The organism is Pseudomonas delhiensis, from assembly GCF_900187975.1.
GTDB lineage: Bacteria > Pseudomonadota > Gammaproteobacteria > Pseudomonadales > Pseudomonadaceae > Pseudomonas > Pseudomonas delhiensis.
In genome coordinates, this window is sequence record NZ_FZPC01000018.1 from 23,265 (window position 1) to 46,394 (window position 23,130).

General features: G+C 67.4%; 17 protein-coding genes. 5 read left to right on the plus strand and 12 right to left on the minus strand.

Features of this window, described 5'->3' with window-relative positions; genetic code table 11:
• Positions 1–310 precede the first annotated feature (310 nt).
• Positions 311–1,711: an amino acid permease gene (locus CHC02_RS16940; RefSeq protein WP_089392621.1), complete on the minus strand. Its 1,401-nt coding sequence runs from the start codon at positions 1,709–1,711 to the stop codon at positions 311–313.
• 116 nt (positions 1,712–1,827) lie between these two features.
• Positions 1,828–3,294: a glyceraldehyde-3-phosphate dehydrogenase gene (locus tag CHC02_RS16945; RefSeq protein ID WP_089392622.1), complete on the minus strand. Its 1,467-nt coding sequence runs from the start codon at positions 3,292–3,294 to the stop codon at positions 1,828–1,830.
• A 139-nt stretch (positions 3,295–3,433) separates the two neighbouring features.
• Here CHC02_RS16945 and mfd point away from each other — a divergent pair, with 139 nt between their 5' ends.
• The 3 genes from mfd to CHC02_RS16960 are packed head-to-tail and all read left to right on the plus strand — an operon-like array spanning position 3,434 to position 10,862.
• Entirely contained in the window at positions 3,434–6,892 is a 3,459-nt protein-coding gene (gene mfd / locus CHC02_RS16950) for a transcription-repair coupling factor (RefSeq protein WP_089392623.1), read from the plus strand.
• Between the two features lie 9 nt (positions 6,893–6,901).
• Entirely contained in the window at positions 6,902–7,555 is a 654-nt protein-coding gene (locus CHC02_RS16955) for a CsiV family protein (RefSeq protein ID WP_089392624.1), read from the plus strand.
• 16 nt (positions 7,556–7,571) lie between these two features.
• Positions 7,572–10,862, plus strand: coding sequence for a DEAD/DEAH box helicase (locus CHC02_RS16960; RefSeq protein WP_089392625.1), 3,291 nt, complete (start codon positions 7,572–7,574; stop codon positions 10,860–10,862).
• 305 nt (positions 10,863–11,167) lie between these two features.
• Here the strand turns inward: CHC02_RS16960 and CHC02_RS16965 are convergent, their stop codons facing one another.
• From CHC02_RS16965 to CHC02_RS16980, 4 genes are all read right to left on the minus strand, one after another.
• The gene (locus tag CHC02_RS16965; protein ID WP_089392626.1) at positions 11,168–11,905 is read right to left on the minus strand and encodes an S-methyl-5'-thioinosine phosphorylase; all 738 of its coding nucleotides are present in this window, start codon (positions 11,903–11,905) and stop codon (positions 11,168–11,170) included.
• Between the two features lie 9 nt (positions 11,906–11,914).
• Positions 11,915–12,913, minus strand: coding sequence for a beta-N-acetylhexosaminidase (nagZ, locus tag CHC02_RS16970; RefSeq protein WP_089392627.1), 999 nt, complete (start codon positions 12,911–12,913; stop codon positions 11,915–11,917).
• Positions 12,914–12,923: 10 nt separating this feature from the next.
• Entirely contained in the window at positions 12,924–13,448 is a 525-nt protein-coding gene (locus CHC02_RS16975; RefSeq protein WP_089392628.1) for a L,D-transpeptidase, read from the minus strand.
• A gap of 66 nt (positions 13,449–13,514) precedes the next feature.
• Positions 13,515–14,222, minus strand: a complete 708-nt coding sequence (locus tag CHC02_RS16980) for a TetR/AcrR family transcriptional regulator (protein WP_089392629.1) — start codon at positions 14,220–14,222, stop codon at positions 13,515–13,517.
• 229 nt (positions 14,223–14,451) lie between these two features.
• Here CHC02_RS16980 and lexA point away from each other — a divergent pair, with 229 nt between their 5' ends.
• Positions 14,452–15,066 (plus strand): transcriptional repressor LexA, encoded by a 615-nt coding sequence (gene lexA, locus CHC02_RS16985; protein WP_089392630.1) that lies wholly within the window; start codon positions 14,452–14,454, stop codon positions 15,064–15,066.
• 11 nt (positions 15,067–15,077) lie between these two features.
• Positions 15,078–15,551 carry an SOS-induced cell division inhibitor SulA gene (gene sulA, locus CHC02_RS16990; RefSeq protein ID WP_089392631.1) on the plus strand — a complete coding sequence of 158 codons (474 nt, stop codon included), beginning with the start codon at positions 15,078–15,080 and terminating at the stop codon, positions 15,549–15,551.
• Between the two features lie 12 nt (positions 15,552–15,563).
• Here sulA and CHC02_RS16995 read toward each other — a convergent pair whose 3' ends face one another.
• The 6 genes from CHC02_RS16995 to fadB form a co-directional block, all read right to left on the minus strand.
• A complete protein-coding gene (locus CHC02_RS16995) occupies positions 15,564–15,797 on the minus strand; it encodes a hypothetical protein (RefSeq protein ID WP_009621357.1) in 234 nt (77 codons plus the stop codon).
• 79 nt (positions 15,798–15,876) lie between these two features.
• Positions 15,877–16,398: a DUF6586 family protein gene (locus tag CHC02_RS17000; protein ID WP_089392632.1), complete on the minus strand. Its 522-nt coding sequence runs from the start codon at positions 16,396–16,398 to the stop codon at positions 15,877–15,879.
• A gap of 66 nt (positions 16,399–16,464) precedes the next feature.
• Entirely contained in the window at positions 16,465–19,074 is a 2,610-nt protein-coding gene (gene topA / locus CHC02_RS17005; protein ID WP_089392633.1) for a type I DNA topoisomerase, read from the minus strand.
• A 96-nt stretch (positions 19,075–19,170) separates the two neighbouring features.
• Complete coding sequence (locus CHC02_RS17010; protein WP_176450334.1) at positions 19,171–19,428, minus strand: DUF1653 domain-containing protein; 258 nt, start codon at positions 19,426–19,428, stop codon at positions 19,171–19,173.
• A gap of 175 nt (positions 19,429–19,603) precedes the next feature.
• Entirely contained in the window at positions 19,604–20,779 is a 1,176-nt protein-coding gene (gene fadA, locus CHC02_RS17015; protein WP_089392634.1) for an acetyl-CoA C-acyltransferase FadA, read from the minus strand.
• A gap of 29 nt (positions 20,780–20,808) precedes the next feature.
• A complete protein-coding gene (fadB, locus tag CHC02_RS17020) occupies positions 20,809–22,956 on the minus strand; it encodes a fatty acid oxidation complex subunit alpha FadB (RefSeq protein ID WP_089392635.1) in 2,148 nt (715 codons plus the stop codon).
• Positions 22,957–23,130: the final 174 nt, after the last annotated feature.

The following is a 23,130-nucleotide window of genomic DNA, read 5'->3' on the forward strand; positions in this document are numbered from 1 at the left end:
TACCGGAGCGTCCGGCGTGGCCGGTGAATCCAATCGCGGACGGAGTCCGCTCCTACGTCCGTGCTGCCTGGAACCGTAGGAGCGGACTCTGTCCGCGATTTGGCGGATAACGCCGTAGGCATTATGCGCCCTACGAACTATCGCGAACGCGGAAACCCAGGGTTCGCGAGCAAGCTCGCTCCTACAAGAGCGTTTTCCAGCGAAACATCGGTGCGTAGGGCGCATAACCGTTCGCGGTTATCCGCCGTTGCAAACAAAAAGGCCGCACCCCGGCAGGAGTGCGGCCCTTTCTCGTCCAGCGCCGGCGGGATCAGGCGGTAGCCCGTGCCTCGCCCTTGCGCTTGACCAGGTAGCACAGGCCCATCAGCACCACCCACACCGGGATGGCGTAGACCGACACGTCGATGCCCGGGATCTGCAGCATGATGCCGAGGATGAACACCACGAAGGCCAGGCACAGGTAGTTGCTGAACGGATAGAACAGCGAACGGAACGAGGTCTTCACGCCCTCACGGTCCTTGGCGCGGCGGAACATCAGGTGGGCCAGGCTGATCATCGCCCAGTTGATAACCAGCGCCGCCACCACCAGGGACATCAGCAACTCCAGCGCCTGGTGCGGGATCACGTAGTTGACGACCACGCAGGCCAGGGTGATGAAGGCCGAGACGCCGATGGCCAGCAGCGGCACGCCGCGGTCGTCGACCTTGGCGAAGGCGCGCGGGGCGTCGCCCTGCTCGGCCAGGCCGAAGAGCATGCGGCTGTTGCAGTACACGCAGCTGTTGTACACCGACAGCGCCGCGGTCAGCACCACGAAGTTCAGCACGTTGGCCGCCACGTCGCTGCCCAGCAGCGAGAACACCTTCACGAAGGGGCTGCCGCTGTAGGGGTCGCCGGAGCTGTTGATGCTCTGCAGCAGCGCGTCCCACGGGTACAGCGAGAGCAGCACGGCCAGGGCGCCGATGTAGAAGATCAGGATGCGGTAGATCACCTGGTTGATCGCCTTGGGGATCACCTTCTTCGGTTCCGCGGCCTCGGCCGCGGTGATGCCCACCAGCTCCAGCCCGCCGAAGGAGAACATGATGATCGCCAGGACCATCACCAGGCCGGAAATGCCGTTGGGGAAGAAGCCGCCGTGGCTCCACAGGTTGCTCACCGAGGCCTGCGGGCCGCCGTTGCCGCTGGCCAGCAGCCAGACGCCGAGCAGGATCATGCCGATGATGGCGGCGACCTTGATGATGGCGAACCAGAACTCGGTCTCGCCGAAGGCCTTCACGTTGAACAGGTTGATGGCGTTGATCAGCACGAAGAAGATCGCCGCGGTGGCCCAGGTGGGGAAGTCCGGCCACCAGAACTGGATGTACTTGCCGACCGCCGTCAGCTCCGACATGCCGACCAGGATGTACAGCACCCAGTAGTTCCAGCCGGACATGAAGCCGGCGAAGCCGCCCCAGTACTTGTGGGCGAAGTGGCTGAAGGAGCCGGCGACCGGCTCCTCGACGATCATCTCGCCGAGCTGGCGCATGATCAGGAAGGCGATGAAGCCGCCGATGGCGTAGCCGAGGATCATCGACGGGCCGGCGGATTGCAGGACACCGGCCGAGCCCAGGAACAGGCCGGTACCGATGGCGCCACCCAGGGCGATCAGCTGGATGTGGCGGTTCTTCAGGCCGCGCTTGAGCGAGCCTTCGTGCAGATGGGGGTGTCCATCCATTGCGGGGTTCCTCGGTAGAGGGGTTGGCTTTTTTATCGTTATAGGACGCGGGTAGCGTCGAAGACTAACGAAAAACGGGAGCCCGAGAGCTCCCGTTTTCCATTTTCAGACCTGGCTTAGCGCGGGAAGGCCGGCGGGTTGACCCCTGCCATCTCTTCCATCACGCGGACCACCTGGCAGCTGTAGCCGAACTCGTTGTCGTACCACACGTACAGCACGACGCGGTTGTCGTTGCAGATGGTGGCTTCGGCATCGACCACGCCGGCGTGGCGGGAACCGACGAAGTCGGTGGAGACCACTTCCTGGGAGCTGACGAAGTCGATCTGCTTCTGCAGGTCGGAGTGCATGGCCATCTGGCGCAGGTACTCGTTGATCTCCTCGCGGGAGGTCGACTTGTTCAGGTTCAGGTTGAGGATGGCCATGGACACGTTCGGCGTGGGAACGCGGATGGCGTTGCCGGTCAGCTTGCCCTTGAGCACCGGCAGGGCCTTGGCGGCGGCGGTGGCGGCACCGGTCTCGGTGATCACCATGTTCAGCGGAGCGCTGCGGCCGCGGCGGCTGCCCTTGTGGAAGTTGTCGATCAGGTTCTGGTCGTTGGTGTACGAGTGAACGGTCTCGACGTGGCCGTTGACGATGCCGTACTGGTCATCGACGGCCTTAAGCACCGGCACGATGGCGTTGGTGGTGCAGGAGGCGGCGGAGACGATCTTGTCGTCGGCAGTGATGTCGCCATGGTTGATGCCATGGACGATGTTCTTCAGCGCGCCCTTGCCCGGGGCGGTGAGGATCACGCGGTCGACGCCCGGGCACTTCAGGTGCTGGCCCAGGCCCTCGGCGTCGCGCCACTTGCCGGTGTTGTCGACCAGCAGGGCGTTCTTGATGCCGTACTGGGTGTAGTCCACCGAGGACGGATCGTTGGAGTAGATCACCTGGATCAGGTTGCCGTTGGCGGTGATGGTGTTGCTGGCCTCATCGATGGTGATGGTGCCGTCGAACTTGCCATGCACGGAGTCGCGGCGCAACAGGCTGGCGCGCTTGACCAGGTCGTTCTCGGCGCCCTTGCGCACGACGATGGCGCGCAGGCGCAGGCCGTCGCCGCCACCGGTCTTCTCGATCAGGATGCGCGCCAGCAGGCGGCCGATGCGGCCGAAGCCGTACAGGACGACGTCGGTGCCTTCGCGGGCGGCGCCGTTCTGCTTGCCGACCACGTCGGCCAGCTCGTCCCTGGTGAACTGCTCGATGCTGCGGCCGTTACCCTCGGCCTTGAACTTGGCGACCATCTTGCCCAGGTCGACGGAAGCTGCGCCGAGCTTCAGGTCGCTCATGGCCTTGAGGATGGGGAAGGTGTCGTGGACCGACAGCTCGGCTTCGTCGGCCAGGCGGTGGCGGGCGAAACGGTGAGCCTTGAGGATGTCGATCACCGAACGGTTGATCAGGCCACGGCCGTAGATCGAGGTCACCACGTTGTTGTTGCGGTAGAGCTGGCCGATCAGCGGAATCATGGCTTCCGCGAGGGCTTCACGATCGATCCACTCACCGAGACACTGGTCGGGCTTCTGATTCACGGGCATTACCTTCCACATGTAGGAGAAGAAAAAAGGGGCTACATTATGACGGTGCAGGCCATCGTCGGCAATCTGCACCGCTGCAAAGACTGACAGCCGTCAATCGGGATAGTTACAATCCACCCGGTCAAATTTCCGACCGGAGCCCGCTACGCCCGTGTCCGTATTGCGTATTCCCGCCCTGCCGGCCGCGGCCGGCAAGCAAGCCTGGGGCAATCTGCCCGGCGCCGCCCTGAGCCTGGCGATCGCCGAGGCCGCCGCCCCGGCGAAGCGATTCACCCTGTTGCTCACCGCCGACAGCCAGAGCGCCGAACGGCTGGAGCAGGAGCTGCGTTTCTTCGCCCCGGATTTGCCGGTGCTGCAGCTGCCGGACTGGGAAACCCTGCCCTACGACGTGTTCTCGCCGCACCAGGACATCATTTCCCAGCGCGTCGCCGCCCTCTACCAGTTGCCGGGCCTGAAGCACGGCGTGCTAGTGGTGCCGATCAGCACCGCCCTGCACCGCCTGGCGCCGGCCAGGTTCCTGCTCGGCAGCAGCCTGGTGCTGGACGTCGGCCAGAAGCTCGACGTCGAGCAGATGCGCCTGCGCCTGGAGGCCGCCGGCTACCGCTGCGTGGACACCGTCTACGAACACGGCGAGTTCGCCGTGCGCGGCGCGCTCATCGACCTGTTCCCGATGGGCAGCGAGCTTCCCTACCGCATCGACCTGTTCGACGACGAGATCGAGACGCTGCGCACCTTCGACCCGGAGAACCAGCGCTCCATCGACAAGGTGCAGAGCATCCGCCTGCTGCCGGCGCGCGAGTTCCCCCTGCGCAAGGAAGCGGTCACCGGCTTCCGCAACCGCTTCCGCGAGCGCTTCGACGTCGACTACCGGCGCTGCCCGATCTACCAGGACCTGGCCAGCGGCCTGACGCCGGCCGGCATCGAGTACTACCTGCCGCTGTTCTTCGAGGAAGGCGAGACCTCCACCCTGTTCGACTACCTGCCCCAGGACACCCAGGTGTTCTCCCTGCCGGGCATCGAGCAGGCCGCCGAGCAGTTCTGGAACGACGTGCGCAGCCGCTACGAGGACCGCCGCTACGACCCCGAGCGGCCGCTGCTGCCGCCGGCCGAGCTGTTCCTGCCGGTGGAGGACTGCTTCGCCCGCCTGAAGGACTGGCCGCGCGTGGTGGTCAGCGCCGAGCCCGTCGAGCCGGGCGTGGGCCGCGAGCGCTTCCCCGCCGAACCGCTGCCGGACCTGGCCATCGAGGCCAAGGCCACGGAGCCGCTGGCCAGGCTGCGCCGCTTCATCGAGGAATTCCCCGGGCGCATCCTGTTCAGCGCCGAATCCGCCGGGCGCCGCGAGGTGCTGCTGGAGCTGCTGGCGCGGCTGAAGCTGCGGCCCGGCGAGGTCGACGGCTGGTCGGCGTTCCTCGCCCACCCCGAGCGCCTGGCCATCACCATCGCCCCGCTGGACGACGGCCTGCTGCTGCAGGACGGCGCCCAGGGCGTGGCGCTGATCGCCGAGAGCCCGCTGTTCGGCCAGCGCGTGATGCAGCGCCGGCGCCGCGAGAAGACCCGCGACGGCGGCGAGAACGTCATCAAGAACCTCACCGAGCTGCGCGAAGGCGCGCCGGTGGTGCACATCGACCACGGCGTCGGCCGCTACATGGGCCTGATCACCCTGGAGATCGACGGGCAGAGCGCCGAATTCCTGGCCCTGCAGTACGCCGACGAGGCCAAGCTCTACGTGCCGGTGGCCAACCTGCACCTGATCGCCCGCTACACCGGCAGCGACGACGCCCTGGCGCCGCTGCACAAGCTCGGCTCCGAGGCCTGGCAGAAGGCCAAGCGCAAGGCCGCCGAGCAGGTCCGCGACGTCGCCGCCGAGCTGCTCGACATCTATGCCCGCCGCGCCGCGCGCAAGGGCTACGCGTTCAAGGACCCGCAGGCCGACTATGCCACCTTCTCCGCCGGCTTCCCCTTCGAGGAGACGCCGGACCAGCAGGCGGCCATCGACGCCGTGGTGGCCGACATGCTCGCCGACAAGCCCATGGACCGCCTGGTCTGCGGCGACGTCGGCTTCGGCAAGACCGAGGTGGCCATGCGCGCCGCCTTCGTCGCCGTGCACAGCGGCAGGCAGGTGGCGGTGCTGGTGCCCACCACCCTGCTCGCCCAGCAGCACTACAACAGCTTCCGCGACCGCTTCGCCGACTGGCCGGTGAACGTCGAGGTGATGAGCCGCTTCAAGACCGCCAAGGAAGTCGAAGGCGCGGTCGGCCAGTTGGCCGACGGCAAGGTGGACATCGTCATCGGCACCCACAAGCTGCTGCAGGGCGACGTCAGGTTCAAGAACCTCGGCCTGGTCATCATCGACGAGGAGCACCGCTTCGGCGTGCGCCAGAAGGAACAGCTCAAGGCCCTGCGCAGCGAGGTGGACATCCTCACCCTCACCGCCACGCCCATCCCGCGCACCCTGAACATGGCGGTGGCCGGCATGCGCGACCTGTCGATCATCGCCACGCCGCCGGCGCGCCGCCTGTCGGTGCGCACCTTCGTCATGGAGCAGCAGAACGCGGTGATCAAGGAAGCGCTGCTGCGCGAGCTGCTGCGCGGCGGCCAGGTCTACTACCTGCACAACGAGGTGAAGACCATCGAGAAGTGCGCCCGCGACCTGGCCGAGCTGGTCCCCGAGGCGCGCATCGGCATCGGCCACGGGCAGATGCACGAGCGCGACCTGGAACGGGTGATGAGCGACTTCTACCACAAGCGCTTCAACGTGCTGGTGGCCTCGACCATCATCGAGACCGGCATCGACGTGCCCAGCGCCAACACCATTCTCATCGAGCGCGCCGACAAGTTCGGCCTGGCCCAGCTGCACCAGCTGCGCGGGCGCGTCGGCCGCAGCCACCACCAGGCCTACGCCTACCTGCTCACCCCGCCGCGCAAGCAGATGACGCCCGACGCCGAGAAGCGCCTGGAAGCCATCGCCAACGCCCAGGACCTGGGCGCCGGCTTCGTCCTGGCCACCCACGACCTGGAGATCCGCGGCGCCGGCGAGCTGCTCGGCGAAGGCCAGAGCGGGCAGATCCAGGCGGTGGGCTTCACCCTCTACATGGAAATGCTCGAACGCGCGGTCAAGGCCATCCGCAAGGGCGAGCAGCCGAACCTGGAGCAGCCCCTGGGCGGCGGCCCGGACATCAACCTGCGGGTGCCGGCCTTGATTCCCGAGGACTACCTGCCCGACGTGCACGCCCGGCTGATCCTCTACAAGCGCATCGCCAACCAGGTGGACGAGGACGGCCTGCGCGAGCTGCAGGTGGAAATGATCGACCGCTTCGGCCTGCTGCCCGACCCGGTGAAGAACCTGGTGCGTCTGACACTCCTGAAACTGCAGGCCCAGAAGCTCGGCATCGTCAAGGTGGATGCCGGACCGCAGGGAGGCCGGGTAGAATTCGCCGCCGATACCTGCGTCGACCCGCTGGTGCTGATCAAGCTGATCCAGAGCCAGCCGAACCGCTACAGGTTCGAAGGCGCGACCCTGTTCAAGTTCCAGGTGCCCATGGAGCGCCCGGAAGAACGCTTCAACACCCTCGAGGCGCTGTTCGAGCGCCTCGCGCCCAACGCATCCTAAAGGACCAGTATGTTCCGCTACCTGCCGCTGCTGCTTGCCCTTATCGCCCCGGCGAGCTTCGCCGACGACCTCTACCAGGTCGAACTGATCCTGTTCCAGCAGGAAGGCGACGTCGTCTATTCCAGCCAGCCGGCCCCCGACGACTGGGCCAAGGGCGCCCAGCCGCTGGGCGAGGACGCCCGCCGCCCGACGGCGATGGACGCCCAGGCCAACAAGCTGGCCCAGGCCCAGGGCTACCACGTGCTGATGCACAAGGCCTGGAAGCAGGCCATCGGCGAGGCGCCGGTGAAGATCGCCCTCGACGAGGGCCGCCAGCAGGACGGCCACTTCCCGGTGGAAGGCACCCTGACCCTGCGCCAGCAGCGCTTCGTCGACACCCAGGTGGACTTCTGGATCAACCAGTTCGGCGGCGACGGCCTGCTCGCCGGCAGCCAGCACATGGTCCAGGACGTCAGCCTGAAGAACGACGTGCTGGCCTACCTCGACCATCCCAGCCTGGGCATGCTGATCCGCGTCAGCCCGCTCAACGCCAAGCCCACCACCCCGCCGCCGGCGGAGATGCAGGAAGAGGCGCCGGCCGGCCAGCCGCAGCAGAACGCGCCGGAAGCCCCGGCCAACGGCGGCTTCGACGCCCCGCCGGCGAGCGAGCCCGACCAGCAGTAACCACGAAGGCCGCGCCATGGTCCCCTTTGTCGAGCACCTGCGACGCCTCCCCTGGCGCCGCCTGTTCCCCGCCGTCACCCTGGTCCGCGGCGAAGCCTATGCCCGCGAGGGCCGGGTGCAGATCATCCGCCTGACCGAGCGCACGCTGGATAGCCTGTGCGATGGCTCGGGCAGCAATCGCTACCGCCAGCACATCAGCCTTTCCGCCAGCGGCGATACCCTCGACTGCAACTGCGATTGCCCGGTCGGCTTCGACTGCAAGCATTGCGCGGCGGCGCTGTCGCACCTGCTGGAAGGAGCGAATGCCCCGACCTCCCCGGCGCCTGAGCCAGCCGTCCGCCCGCCCCACAGGGTAGCCACCGAGCTGTCCCCCGACCTGCAGCACTGGCTGAGGAAGCTGCCCAGCGCCCTCAAGGAGCAGCCGCCCAGCGCGGCGAAGCACCAGTCCCCCCTGTACTACCGCCTGACCAAGAGCGGCCGGATAATGATCCACACGGCCGCCCACACGGCAGACGGCAAGTTCCAGGGCTACCTGCGCATCGCCTCGATAGCCCTGAGCCTGCCCCACGTGGATGCCGTGGACCAGCAGATCCTGGCCCTCGCGCTGGATACCTCGGGCACCCAGCCCCACGTCAACGAAGTAGCGCCCAAGGGCCGCAAGGGCGCCGAACTGCTGGAGCTGATCCTGCGCAGCGGGCGCCTGTTCCTCGAACTGGGCCCACCGGCCAGCCAACTGCTCCCAGGCCCGGAGTTGCCCGCACGGCTCGCCTGGCGCAGGGACGAGTACGGCGACTACAGGGTCGCCTGGGATACCGACGCCGAACCCCGGCCGCAACTGCTGACGCAACTGGCGCCACCCTGGTACCTCGACCGCAGGAACCTGCGCGTGGGCCCGCTGCACCACGGCCTGCCCGAGGCCCTGGCCAGCTACCTGCCGAGCGCCCCGCCGGTGAGCGAGGAAGAAGCCACGCTGTTCGCCCTGCAACTGAAGGAACTGGCGCCCCAGGCGCCCCTGCCGGTGAGCCACGAGGAACGGCGCCTGGAAGACGTCCACCCCGTTCCCCACTTGTACCTGACCAGCCGGACACAGCGCTCCTACAACATGGAACGCTATGGATTCGTCGACGAACTGCACCACCTGGCTGCGCTGAACTTCGTCTACCAGGGGCAGCAGGTGCACGGCCCGGCGCGCAAGGGCGAACCGATCCGCTACCACGCCGATGGCACCTTCGTCACCATCGAGCGCCAACCCAAGGTCGAGCAGGCCTTGCGCAAGGCCCTGCAGAAGCTGGGCCTGGAGAAACTCGGCAAACACGACGCCCCCAGCTCACTGCGCTACAAGCACGAAGTCTTCTCGGCGGATGCCGACCTCTGGCCCACCATCCTGCGCGGCCTGCCCAAGCTGCGCGAACAGGGCTGGGTGGTCGAGATGGCCGACGACTTCCTCCTCGACCTCAGCGAGATCGAGGACTGGTACGTCCACATAGAAGAAGAGCCCGGCAACGCCTGGTTCGACCTGGAGCTGGGCATCCGCGTCGACGGCCAGGAGGTCAGCCTGCTGCAACCGCTGCTGGAACTGCTCCGCCAGCGCCCCGAGGCGCTGCGCAATGGCAGCGCCACCGAGCTGCCCCTACAGCTCGACGCGCATCGCCAGGCCGACGGCAAGCCGCTGAAGGTCAGCCTGCCATTGGAACGGGTCAAGGCGATACTGCACGTCCTGGAAGGGTTGTTCCTCGCCAGCCCGGAAAACGACAGCAACAGCCTGCGCCTGTCGCGCGCCGATGCCGGCCTGCTCGCCCAGCTCGACGAACACTCCCTGCAGTGGCAGGGCGGCGAACGCCTGCTGCGCTTCGCCCGCCGCCTGCGCGACCACCCGCAGCAGCCCTGCCGGGCCCCCGAAGGCCTGCGCGCCGAGCTGCGCCCCTACCAGCTGCAGGGCCTGGCCTGGATGCAGGCGCTTCGCGAACTGGAAGTGGGCGGCATTCTCGGCGACGACATGGGCCTGGGCAAGACGCTGCAGGTGCTGGCGCACATCCTCGCGGAAAAGCGCGCCGGGCGCCTGGACCGCCCGGCCCTGGTGGTGATGCCCACCAGCCTGGTGGCCAACTGGCAGGACGAGGCCGCGCGCTTCGCCCCGGAGCTGCGCGTGCTCACCCTGCACGGCAGCGACCGCCACAAGGGCTTCGACGAACTCGGCCAGCACGACCTGCTGCTCAGCACCTACGCCCTGCTGCCGCGGGACATCGGCGTCCTGGGCCGGCAGCCACTGCACCTGGCGGTGTTCGACGAGGCGCAGTACCTGAAGAACGCCAGCAGCAAGTCGGCCCAGGCCGCGGCGAAGCTCGACGCCCGCCAGCGCCTGTGCCTGACCGGCACGCCCCTGGAGAACCACCTGGGCGAGCTCTGGGCGCTGTTCGACCTGGTGATGCCCGGCTGGCTGGGCGATGCCCGCAGCTTCGCCCGCCTGTACCGCAACCCCATCGAGAAGGCCGGCGACAGCCAGCGCCTGGCCCACCTCAACGCCCGCATCCGGCCCTTCCTGCTGCGCCGCCGGAAGGACCAGGTGGCCGGCGAACTGCCGCCCAAGAGCGAGATCACCCACTGGGTGGAACTCAGCGACACCCAGCGCGACCTCTACGAAACCGTGCGCCTGGCCATGGACAGCAAGGTCCGCGCGGAAATCCGGCGCAAGGGCCTGGCGCGCAGCCATATCGTGGTGCTGGAGGCCCTGCTCAAGCTGCGCCAGGTCTGCTGCGACCCGCGCCTGCTGGGCGAGGCCGTGCCGACGGCGGCCTCGGGCAAGCTCGGCGGCCTGCTGGAGATGCTCGACGAACTGCTCGACGAAGGCCGCCGCGTGCTGCTGTTCTCGCAGTTCACCTCGATGCTCGAACTGATCCAGGCGGAACTGGACGCCCGCGGCATCCGCTACGCCCTGCTCACCGGCGACACCCGCGACCGCCGCGGGCCGGTGGAGGACTTCCAGCAGGGCCGCGTGCCATTGTTCCTGATCAGCCTGAAAGCCGGCGGCACGGGCCTCAACCTCACCGCCGCCGACACCGTGATCCACTACGACCCCTGGTGGAACCCGGCGGTGGAACAGCAGGCCACCGACCGCGCCTACCGCATCGGCCAGGACAAGCCGGTGTTCGTCTACAAGCTGATCGCCCGCGGCACCCTGGAAGAGAAGATCCAGCAGCTGCAGGCGAAGAAGGCGGCACTGGCGGCCGGCGTGCTGGAGGAAGGCAAGGACAGCGGCCTGCAGCTGCAGGACAGCGACATAGACGCGCTCCTCGCGCCGCTGCCGTAGGAGCGCGCCCTGCGCGCGAGATCGCGGACGGAATCCTGCGGTCGTACCCAACCGCAGGGCGAATAACCGTTCGCGGTTATCCGCCGCCATTCGTGCCGCCGGGGTGTCCGGTGTGGCCGGTGAGTCCAATCGCGGACGGAGTCCGCTCCTACGCGGGCCGAGCCATGCCATTCCCCTGTAGGAGCGCGCCCTGCGCGCGAATCGCGGGCAGGGCCCGCTCCTACGTCCGTGCTTCCTGGAACCGTAGGAGCGGACTCTGTCCGCGATAACCGAACGCCCCGGCGCGATTCGCGGCGGCAGGCCCGTCAGCCCGCCAGCACCCGCGCCAGCACCTCGCGCACCTTGCCGATGCCCTCATGCAGGGCCTGCTCGATCTCGGCCATGGTGATGATGCCGCTGGACTTGCCCGCCGCCGGGTTGACCACCAGCGACAGGCAGGCATAGGGCAGGTCCAGCTCGCGGGCCAGGGCGGCTTCCGGCATGCCGGTCATGCCGACGATGTCGCAGCCGTCGCGCTCCAGCCTGGCGATTTCCGCCACGGTTTCCAGGCGCGGGCCCTGGGTCGCGGCGTAGACGCCGTGGTTGCTGTGCGGGTGGCCCAGCGCCTGCAGCGCCGCCACCAGCTTCTGCCGCAGGCCCTCGTCGTAGGGATGGCTGAAGTCGATGTGGGTGACGTGGTCGATGTCGCCGGCGAAATAGGTGTGCTCGCGGCCGTAGGTGTAGTCGATGATCTGGTGCGGCACGCAGAGGTGGCCGCTGCCCATGGCGGCGTGGATGCCGCCCACGGCGTTGACCGCCAGCACCGCCTGGGCGCCGGCCTGCTGTAGCGCCCAGAGGTTGGCGCGGTAGTTCACCTGGTGCGGCGGGAAGCGGTGCGGGTGGCCGTGGCGGGCCAGGAACAGCACCTCGCGGCCGGCGTACTCGCCGCGCTGGATGGGCGCCGAGGGCGCGCCGTAGGGCGTGTCCAGGCTCAGCGAGTCCTTCAGGGTCAGGCCTTCCAGCTGGGTCAGGCCGGTGCCGCCGATAATGGCGTAGACGGTCATGGCGAATCCTCAGTCGATCAGTTGTGCCGCGCGCAGTTCGCCCACGGCCTGCTGCCAGCGCGGCAGCTGCTTGTACTCGATGCCCGGCCAGGCCCTGGCGCGCATCCGCGCCAGGCGCTCGGGCGCTTTCGCCTTCAGGCGCTGCAGCGCGCCCAGGGCCAGCTCGGCGGCGCCACGGTCGTTGCACACCAGGCCCATGTCGCAGCCGGCCTTGAGCGCGGCCTGGATGCGGCTGGCGGCGTCGCCCACCACGTGGGCGCCGGCCATGGACAGGTCGTCGCTGAAGATCACCCCGTCGAACCCCAGCTCGCCGCGCAGGATGTCCTGCAGCCAGCGCCGCGAGAAACCGGCGGGGCCGGCGTCCACCTGCGGGTAGATGACGTGGGCGGGCATCACCGCGTCCAGCTCGCCGGCCAGGCGCTGGAAGGGCACCAGGTCTCTGCGGCGGATCTCGTCGAGGCTGCGCTCGTCCTCGGGAATCCCCACGTGGGAGTCCACCTCGGCCCAGCCGTGGCCGGGGAAGTGTTTGCCGGTGGCGGCCATGCCGGCGGCGTGCATGCCGCGGATGAAGGCGCCGGCCAGGCGCGTGGCGCGCTCGGGGTCGCCCTCGAAGGCGCGGCTGCCGACCACGGCGCTGCGCTGGTGGTCCAGGTCCAGCACCGGGGCGAAGCTCAGGTCCAGGCCCACCGCCAGCACCTCGGTGGCCATCAGCCAGCCGCACTGCTCGGCCAGGCGCTCGGCGTTGGCGTTGTCGGCGACGGCGCGCATCGCCGGCAGGCGCAGGAAGCCCTGGCGCAGGCGCTGCACACGGCCGCCCTCCTGGTCCACCGCCAGCAGCAGGTCCGGACGCAGGGCGCGGATGGCCGCGCAGAGTTCGCGCACCTGGCGCGGGCTTTCGATGTTGCGGGCGAAGATGATCAGCCCGCCCACTTCGGGGTGGCGCAGGATCCGGCGGTCCTCGGCGGTGAGCCAGGTGCCGCCGATGTCGAGCATCAGGGAGCCTTGCATGGGGGAATCCTTAACAGAGTTCGGCCGCGCGCCACTGCGGCTGCGGCGCCTCGTCGAGGCGCACGGGGCAGTGCGGCGGCACACGGGGGAAGAGTTGCAGCAGGTCGGCGTTGCGCAGGCGCACGCAGCCATGGGACAGCGGCGCGCCCATGGGTTCGCAGTCCGGCGTGCCGTGCAGGTAGATGTAGCGACGGAAGGTATCCACCTCGCCCAGGCGGTTGACGCCCGGCTCGCAGCCGCTCAGCCAGAGGATGCGGGTGAGGATCCAGTCGCGCCCGGGGAACGCCTCGTGCAGCGCCGGGCTCCACACCTCGCCGGTCCAGCGCCGGCCGCGCAGGACCGCGCCGCACGGCAGGCCCTCGCCGATCTTCGCCCGCACCTGGTGCAGGCCGCGGGGCGTGCAGCCGGAGCCCTGGCGCTCGCCGGCGCCGTTGCGCGCGGTGGAGACCGGCAGGCGCAGCACCAGGCGCTGCGCGGCGAAGCCGTAGAGCGTCTGGTCGGCGAGGGAAATGTGCAGCAGGTCGAGATCGGGCATCGTCCGCCAGCGACAGCAGGAATGGCCCGCTACTTTAGCCGATCGGCCGGGGCAGGCCCAGCGCGGTCAGACCTTGGCCGGCGCCGGGGCCTTGCTGCGCGGCTTGAGCTGGGCGCCGGCCAGGGACGGGTCGCTCACCCCGCTGTCGGCGCGCATGCCGGCGGCGAGGAAGGGCACCATCAGGCGCATCACCTGCTCGATGGAGGTGTTCACCCCGAAGTCGGTCTCGGCCATGGCGCGCAGCGCCTTGATCCCGGACATGCTGAAGGCGGCGGCGCCGAGCATGAAGTGCACCCGCCAGAACAGCTCGATGGGCGGCAGCCGCGGCGCGGCCTCGTTCACCAGCTGCATGTAGCGGCGGAACACCTTGCCGTAGACTTCCTCGAGGTACTTGCGCAGGTGCCCCTGGCTCTGACTGAAGGCCAGGCCCAGCAGGCGCATGAAGATAGACAGGTCGTTGCCGCTGCGCGGCTTCACCGCCATGGCCTGCACCACCAGCAGTTCGAGCAGCTCCTCGAGGCTGGCGCGCGGCGCGTCGGGCTTGGCCTGGCGACGGTCCAGTTCCTTTTCCAGGCTGGCGCAGAAAGGCCCGAGGAAGCGCGAGAAGACCGCCTGGATCAGCGCCTTCTTCGAACCGAAGTGGTAGTTCACCGCCGCCAGGTTGACCCCGGCCTTGCTGGTGATCAGACGCAACGAGGTCTCGGCGAAGCCTTTTTCCGCGAACAGCTGCTCCGCAGCATCGAGGATACGTTCGACGGTTTCCGACTGGGCCATGGATGAATTCACCTGACAAACACTTGTTTGAAACTTACGTTTCACAGCAATCCATTGTCAAGCCTGGCACGGGGGATTGTTACGGATTTTCAGGCAATACGACGAACGATACCAGCGGGACGTTGGCCGAATCCGCCGAATTACCACCCTGCCCGACGAAATAATTCGTTGCCAGCGGCCGACCACTGTATATAATCCCAGCAACTGTACAAAAAGACAGAGTAGGGACATGCAGAAGCTGACGCCGCGCCAAGCCGAGATCCTCGCCTTCATCAAGCGTTGCCTGGAAGACAACGGCTACCCGCCCACGCGCGCCGAGATCGCCCAGGAGCTCGGCTTCAAGTCGCCCAACGCCGCCGAGGAGCACCTCAAGGCCCTGGCCCGCAAGGGCGCCATCGAGATGACCCCCGGCGCCTCGCGCGGCATCCGCATTCCCGGCTTCGAACCCAAGGCCGCTGCCAACGAGGACGAGCTGCCGATCATCGGCCGCGTCGCCGCCGGCGCGCCCATCCTCGCCGAGCAGAACGTCGAGGACGCCTGCCGCATCAACCCCACCTTCTTCAACCCGCGCGCCGACTACCTGCTGCGCGTGCGCGGGCAGAGCATGAAGGACGTCGGCATCCTCGACGGCGACCTGCTCGCCGTGCACGTCACCCGCGAGGCGCGCAACGGCCAGATCGTCGTCGCCCGCCTCGGCGAGGAAGTCACGGTGAAGCGCTTCAAGCGCGAGGGCAGCAAGGTCTGGCTGATCGCCGAGAACCCCGAGTTCGCCCCCATCGAGGTCGACCTCGAGGAACAGGAACTGATCATCGAAGGCTTGAGCGTCGGCGTCATCCGCCGCTGACAGGAGGCACCATGCAGTATCCCCAGCCGCTGGACCTGCCCCAACTGCCGCTGTTCCAGGAGGCGCTCTGGGCCAACGCCGAAGAGCCCCTGCTGGCCCAGCTGGCGGAACCGGACACCGCCGAGGACGAAGCCTTCAGCGAACTGTCGCTGCGCGGCCTGCCGGGCCACTGCCAAAGCCTGCTGGCGCCCATCCTGCGCGAACTCAGCGAAGAACAGGATGCCCGCTGGCTGACGCTGATCGCCCCGCCGGCCAGCCTTACCCACGACTGGCTGCGCAAGGCCGGGCTGAACCGCGAGCGCATCCTGCTGCTGCCGGCCCGCGACCAGGCGTCCGCCCTGAGCCTGGCCTGCGAGGCGCTGCGCCTGGGCCACAGCCACACGGTGGTCAGTTGGCTGCCGGCGCTCAACGGCCGGACGCGCGCGCAACTATCCCGCGCGGCGCTCGCCGGGCAGGCGCAGAGCCTGAATATCCGTCTGGGGTAGAAAGGAAGGGAATCAGTGCAGGACGCGCGGGCCGTCCTGTTCGACCTCGCCACCTTCGGCGAGGCGGCCGGCCAGTTGCACGCCGACGTTGAACATCGCCTTGGCGATCTCGATGTGCTGGCCCTGCAGGAAGCCCTTGGCGTCGTTGGAGAACTCCAGGGTCACCAGCGCCTCCTCGTCCTCCGCGCGGCGCAGTACGATGCGGCCATCGGGCAGTTCAACGATTTCCAGGAATGAGGTCGGCATGGCTAGGTTCTCTCACAGCAGAACGGCCATTGTAACAGCGATGGCCGCCCTACCCTAGCCCGCCGACCTACGGCTTGCATCAGAGCTCGGTCAGCGCACCGCGGAAACGCAGCACCATTTCCTTCAGCGATTTGCGCCAGGCTTCCAGCTCGGCGTTGCCCAGGGCCTGCGGCGCCTCGTCATCCAGGCTGACGGCCTGGATCAGCGGCTGGGTCGGGTCGACCTTGGCCTTGCGCGGCTCGCGCGGCGGCTGGAACAGCTCGGCGTAGGCGGCCAGCAGTTGCGCCAGCCAGGTTTCCGGCTGCTGCGCCAACTCCACCAGCTCGGCCAGTTCCGGGCTCGGCGAGGCCGCCAGCACCTCGGCGTTGAGCAGCAGCTCGACGCGCGGCGCATTGGCCTCGGGCAGGCGGTAGTAGCCGGCGATCTCGTGGGCCACGCCCAGCACCGCGCCATACAGGTGGAACAGCGCCGCCTCGCGCTCGGCCTGGACCTGCGCCTGGGCGTTCATCGGCCGCGCCTCTTCCGCCTTGCGCCAGGCCTCCAGGGCCAGGCCGGCGAAATACAGCTTCTGGTTGGTGCGGGTGTAGCGTTCCTGAGCCATCAGCGCGCCCTCATGCGGTCACTCGGCAGTATATGCGCACCCCGCCTGCGCGGGGCGCGCCGCCCATCAGCGCTTGTCCTCGACCTTCCACTTGCCGCCGTCGAAGAAGGCGCGCCAGCCGCTGGGCTTGCCGTCCACCTCGGACTGCACGTACTGCTCCTTGGTCTTGCGGCTGAAGCGGATCACCGCCGGTCGGCCGTCCGGGTCCTTCTGCGGCGCGGAGAGCAGGAAGTGGTACTTCGGGTCCAGCTCGTCCTTGTGCGGCACCAGCTCGCTCACCAGGGGCGCGCGGGTCTCGCGGTTCTTGGGGAACTGGCTGGCGGCCAGGAACAGGCCGGAAGCGCCGTCGCGCAGCACGTAGACGTCGTCGACCTTCTCGCACTTGAGCTCGGGCATGCGGATGGCGTCCATCTTCGGCGGCGCCGGCTCGCCGTTCTTCAGCAGCTTGCGGGTGTTCTTGCAGGCCGGGTTGGTGCAACCGAAGAACTTGCCGAAGCGGCCGGTCTTGAGCTGCATCTGGCTGCCGCACTTGTCGCATTCCAGGCTCGGGCCCTCGTAGCCCTTGATGCGGTACTGGCCTTGCTCGATCTCGTAGCCCGGGCAGTCCGGGTTGTTGCCGCAGATGTGCAGCTTGTGCTTCTCGTCCAGCAGGTAGGCGTCCATCGCCGTGCTGCAGATCGGGCAGCGGTGCTTGCCGCGCAGCACGCGGGACTCGGACTCGCCCTCGTCGTCCGCGGCGATCTCGTCGCCGGGGATGAGGTTGATGGTGGCCTTGCAGCGCTCCTTCGGCGGCAGGCTGTAGCCGGAGCAGCCAAGGAACACGCCGGTGGAGGCGGTGCGGATCATCATCGGCCGGCCGCACTCGCGGCAGGGGATGCTGGTCAGGGTCGGCTGGTTGGCGCGCATGCCCCTGTCGCTGACCTCGGCCACTTCGAGCTTCTTCTTGAAGTCGCCGTAGAACTCGTCCAGCAGGTGCTTCCAGTCGCGCTCGCCCTGGGCCACGTCGTCCAGGTGCTCTTCCATGCCGGCGGTGAAGCCGTAGTCCATCAGGTTGGAGAAGCTCTCGTTGAGGCGGTCGGTGACGATGTCGCCCATCTTCTCGGCGTAGAAGCGGCGGTTGTGGGTGGTGACGTAGCCGCGTTCCTGGATGGTCGAGATGATCGCCGCGTAGGTCGACGGACGGCCGATGCCGCGCTTCTCCAGCTCCTTGACCAGGCTGGCTTCGGAATAACGCGCCGGCGGCTTGGTGAAGTGCTGGCTGGGGTCGAGCTTGAGCAGCTTCATCGCATCGCCCTGGTCCATCATCGGCAGCACGTCGTCTTCGCCCGGCTTGCTCTGCTGCGGCAGCACCCTGGTGTAGCCGTCGAACTTGAGGATGCGGCCCTTGGCGCGCAGCTCGAAGTCACCGGCGGCGACGCTGACGGTGGTGGACAGGTACTCGGCCGGCGGCATCTGGCAGGCCACGAACTGGCGCCAGATCAGGTCGTACAGGCGCTCGGCGTCGCGCTCCATGCCCGACAGCTGGGTCGGACGCAGGTTGACGTCGGACGGACGAATCGCTTCGTGCGCTTCCTGGGCGCCTTCCTTGCTGGAATAGAAGTTCGGCTTGGCCGGCAGGTATTTCTTGCCGAACTCGCCATCGATGAAGCCACGCACCATGTCGATGGCATCGGCCGACAGGTTGGTCGAGTCGGTACGCATGTAGGTGATGTAGCCGGCCTCGTAGAGGCGCTGGGCCATCATCATGGTCTTCTTCACGCCGAAGCCCAGGCGGTTGCTCGCGGCCTGCTGCAGGGTCGAGGTGATGAAGGGCGCCGAGGGCCGGCTGGAGGTCGGCTTGTCCTCGCGCTTGACCACGCTGTAGCTGGAGGCCTTGAGCTTCTCCAGGGCGGCCATGGCCTGGGCTTCGTTGAGCGGCTTGAAGGCTTCGCCCTTCTCGCGCACCACTTCGAAGCGGGCCTTCTCGCCGCGCGGGGTGTTCAGGTCGGCGTGGATTTCCCAGTATTCCTCGGGGACGAAGGCGCGGATCTCGCGCTCGCGCTCCACCACCAGCTTCACCGCCACCGACTGCACGCGGCCGGCGGACAGGCCACGGGCGATCTTGGACCACAGCAGCGGCGAGACCATGTAGCCCACCACGCGGTCGAGGAAGCGCCGCGCCTGCTGGGCGTTGACGCGGTTGATGTCCAGCTCGCCGGGCTGCGAGAAGGCCTCCTGGATGGCCTTCTTGGTGATCTCGTTGAAGACCACGCGCTTGTAGCGGCTGTCGTCGCCGCCGATGGCCTCGCGCAGGTGCCAGGCGATGGCCTCCCCTTCGCGGTCCAAGTCGGTTGCGAGGTAGATGGTGTCGGCATCCTTGGCCAGGCGGCGCAGTTCGTCGATCACCTTCTCCTTGCCGGGCAGGATCTCGTACTTGGCCTTCCAGCCGTGCTCCGGGTCCACGCCCATGCGGGTGAACAGCTGGCGCTTGGCCTTTTCCTTCGGCGACAGCGCAGGGGCTTCGGCGGCGCTCTTGCGAGCCTTGGCCGCGGCCGGCTCCCTGGCGCTGGACGATCCGCTGGTGGGCAGGTCGCGAATGTGGCCGATGCTCGACTTCACCACGTACTGGCTGCCCAGGTACTTGTTGATGGTCTTGGCCTTGGCCGGTGATTCCACGATGACCAGCGATTTACCCATGGATCGGAAGATTCCTGCTTCGAGAAGGTGAATATAAGGAGGGAGGCGCCCGGAACGGCACCGCTATATATAGTGGCGGTCCGTCCAAGGTCAAGCTCAGGATTCCCTGGAACCGACCTGGGTCAATCCCAGCGGGTCGCTTTCGGGCGTTACCAGAGCAAAGCGCGGAACCAGCTCGCCGTCCACCTCCACCGCTTCGACGAACATGCTCAGCGGGCGTACCCACAGGCCGAATTCGCCGTACAGCGCCTGGTAGACCACCAGGGTCTCCTCGCTCTCCGAATGCCGCGCCACGCCCAGCACGCGGTAGTGCTGGCCCTTGTAGTGACGGTACAGGCCGGTCTGCAGTTCCATACGCTGCCCTCCTCGACGAAAAAAGCCGCGATTCTCCAGGCCCCGGGCGATCGGGGCAATCCCCCATTCCCGGAAAAACGAAAGCCGGGGCACAAGGCCCCGGCTCGTCCATCGACGAAAGCTTAGAACCTGCCCACGATCTCGCTAGCTAGCGCAGCAGATCGTGGGCAGGTTCTTAGACGCGCTCGAAGATGGTGGTGATACCCTGGCCGAGGCCCACGCACATGGTGGACACGCCCAGGGTGCCGCCGTTCTGCTTCATCACGTTCAGCAGGGTGCCGGAGATACGCGCACCGGAGCAGCCGAACGGGTGACCCAGGGCGATGGCGCCGCCGTGCAGGTTGACCTTCTCGTCCATCTTGTCGAGCACCTTGAGGTCCTTCAGCACCGGCAGGGCCTGTGCAGCGAAGGCTTCGTTGAGCTCGAAGAAATCGATGTCGTCGATGGTCAGGCCGGCGCGCTTGAGCGCCTTGTTGGTCGACGGCACCGGACCGTAGCCCATGATCGCCGGATCCACGCCCGCCACGGCCATGGCGCGGACCACGGCCATCGGCTGGATGCCCAGGTCCTTGGCGCGCTGGGCGCTCATGACGATCATGCAGGAAGCGCCGTCGGTGATCTGCGAGGAGGTGCCCGCGGTCACGGTGCCGCCTTTCGGGTTGAACGCTGGCTTCAGCGAGGCCAGGCCTTCCAGGGTGGTTTCCGGACGAATGGTCTCGTCGAAGTCGAAGACCTTCAGGAAGCCGTTCTCGTCATACCCTTCCATCGGGATGATCTCGTCCTTGAACTTGCCTTCCTGGGTGGCCTTCCACGCCAGCTGGTGCGAACGCACGCCGAACTTGTCCTGGGCCTCGCGGGTGATGCCGTGCATCTTGCCCAGCATCTCGGCGGTCAGGCCCATCATGCCGGAGGCCTTGGCGGCGTACAGCGACAGGTGCGGGTTCGGGTCGACGCCGTGCATCATGCCGACGTGGCCCATGTGCTCCACGCCGCCGATGACGAAGACGTCGCCGTTGCCGGTCTGGATCGCCTGCACCGCGGTGTGCAGGGCGCTCATGGAGGAACCGCACAGGCGGCTGACGGTCTGGCCGGCGCTGGTGTGGGGGATCTGGGTCATCAGCGAGGCCATGCGCGCGATGTTCCAGCCCTGCTCCAGGGTCTGGTTCACGCAGCCCCAGATGACGTCCTCGACTTCCGCCGGGTCGACCTTCGGGTTGCGCGCAAGCACGCTGCTGATCAGGTGCGCGGACATGTTCTCCGCGCGGGTGTTGCGGTGCATCCCGCCCTTGGAACGGCCCATCGGGGTGCGGCCGAAGTCGACAATGACGGCGTCTCTCGGATTCAGGCTCATAAATTCACTCTCGCTCTATTCGTTCGCACTCAACCGAAGAACTTCTGGCCGTTCTTGGCCATTTCACGCAGCTTCGCGGTCGGGTGGTACAGCGGGCCCAGGTCGGCGTACTTGTCGGCCAGGGCGACGAATTCGGCCACGCCGATGGAGTCGATGTAGCGCAGCGCACCACCGCGGAAGGGCGGGAAGCCGATGCCGTAGATCAGGCCCATGTCGGCCTCGGCGGCGCTCTCGACGATGCCGTCTTCCAGGCAGCGCACGGTTTCCAGGCACAGCGGGATCATCATGTAGTTGACGATGTCCTCGTCGGTCAGCTCACGCTGCTCGCTGACGATCGACTTGAGCAGTTCGTAGGCCTGCGGGTCCTGCACCTTCTTCGGCTTGCCGCGCTTGTCGGTCTCGTAGGCGTAGAAGCCCTTGCCGTTCTTCTGGCCCAGGCGGTTGGCCTCGTACATGACGTCGACGGCGGTCTTGCCTTCGACGGCCATGCGGTCCGGGAAACCTTCGGCCATCACGTCGCGGCCGTGGTGGCCGGTGTCGATGCCGACCACGTCGGACAGGTAGGCCGGGCCCATGGGCCAGCCGAACTTCTCCATGACCTTGTCGATGCGCGCGAAGTCGACGCCGAAGCCCAGCAGCTTGGAGAAGCCGCCGAAGTACGGGAACAGCACGCGGTTGACCAGGAAGCCGGGGCAGTCATTCACCACGATGGGGTTCTTGCCCATCTTCTTGGCGTAGGCCACGGTGGTGGCGACGGCCACGTCACCGGACTTCTCGCCGCGGATGACCTCGACCAGGGGCATCATGTGCACCGGGTTGAAGAAGTGCATGCCGACGAAGTTTTCCGGGCGCTTCAGGGCCTTGGCCAGCAGGCTGATGGAGATGGTGGAGGTGTTGGAGGCGAGGATCGCGTCCTCCTTGACCACGCCTTCCACCTCGGCCAGCACGATCTGCTTGACCTTCGGGTTCTCGACCACGGCTTCGACGACGATGTCGACGTTGCCGAAGTCGCCGTAGGACATGGTCGGGCGAATGGCGTTGAGTGCCTCGGCCATCTTCGCCGGGGTCAGGCGGCCCTTCTCGACGCGCTTGCCGAGCAGCTTGGAGGCCTCGTTCAGGCCCATCTGGATACCCTCTTCGCGGATATCCTTCATCAGGATCGGGGTGCCCTTGACCGCCGACTGGTAGGCGATGCCGCCGCCCATGATGCCGGCGCCGAGCACGGCGGCCAGTTTCACGTCCTTGGCGACTTCGTCGTACTGCTTGGCTTTCTTCTTCAGTTCCTGGTCGTTCAGGAACAGGCCGATCAGGCTTTGCGCGACCGAGGTCTTGGCCAGCTTGACGAAGCCCTGGGCCTCGACTTCCAGCGCCTTGTCACGGCCGAAGTTGGCGGCTTTCTGGATCGACTTGATGGCTTCGACCGGGGCCGGGTAGTTCGGGCCGGCCTGGCCGGCGACGAAGCCCTTGGCGGTCTCGAAGGCCATCATCTGCTCGATGGCGTTGAGCTTGATCTTTTCCAGCTTGAGCTGGCGGCGGGCCTTGTGGTCCAGCTCGCCGGCGATGGCGCGCTTGACCAGGTCGAGGGCCGCGGCCTGCAGTTGCTCGGGGGCGACCACGGCGTCGACGGCGCCGACCTTCAGGGCGTCCTCGGCACGGTTTTCCTTGCCCGAGGCGATCCACTCGACGGCGTTGTCCACGCCGATCAGGCGCGGCAGGCGCACGGTGCCGCCGAAGCCTGGGTAGATGCCCAGCTTGACTTCCGGCAGGCCGATCTTGGCGGTGGCGCTCATCACGCGGAAGTCCGCGGCCAGGCACATTTCCAGGCCGCCGCCCAGGGCGATGCCGTTGATCGCGGCGACGGTCGGGACCTCGAGGTCCTCGAAGGCGCTGAAGATCTTGTTGGCTTCGAGGTTGCCGGCCAGCAGTTCTTCGTCCGGCAGCTTGAAGTTGTCGACGAATTCGGTGATGTCGGCGCCGACGATGAACACGCCCTTGCCGCTGGTCACGATCACGCCCTTGACGGACGCATCGGCCTTGATCGCATCGACTGCTTCACGCAGTTCGTTCAGGGTGAGCCGGTTGAACTTGTTGACGGACTCGCCCTTGAGGTCGAAATTCAGCTCGACGATGCCGCTCTCAAGAGCCTTAACCGTGATGGCTTTACCTTGGTAAATCATCAACTGATCTCCACGCTAGGGAAGCTTGAACTCACGCATCGGACGCCGTGTATCGGGACCCTTCCGCAGTCGCGGAGCATAGTCCCAAAGCCTGCGGCACACCCGCCGATGCGATAGTCGGGGCCTTTGTTCGAGCGTTCGTACATGGCAAACGCTCGATTCATACGCCCGTTT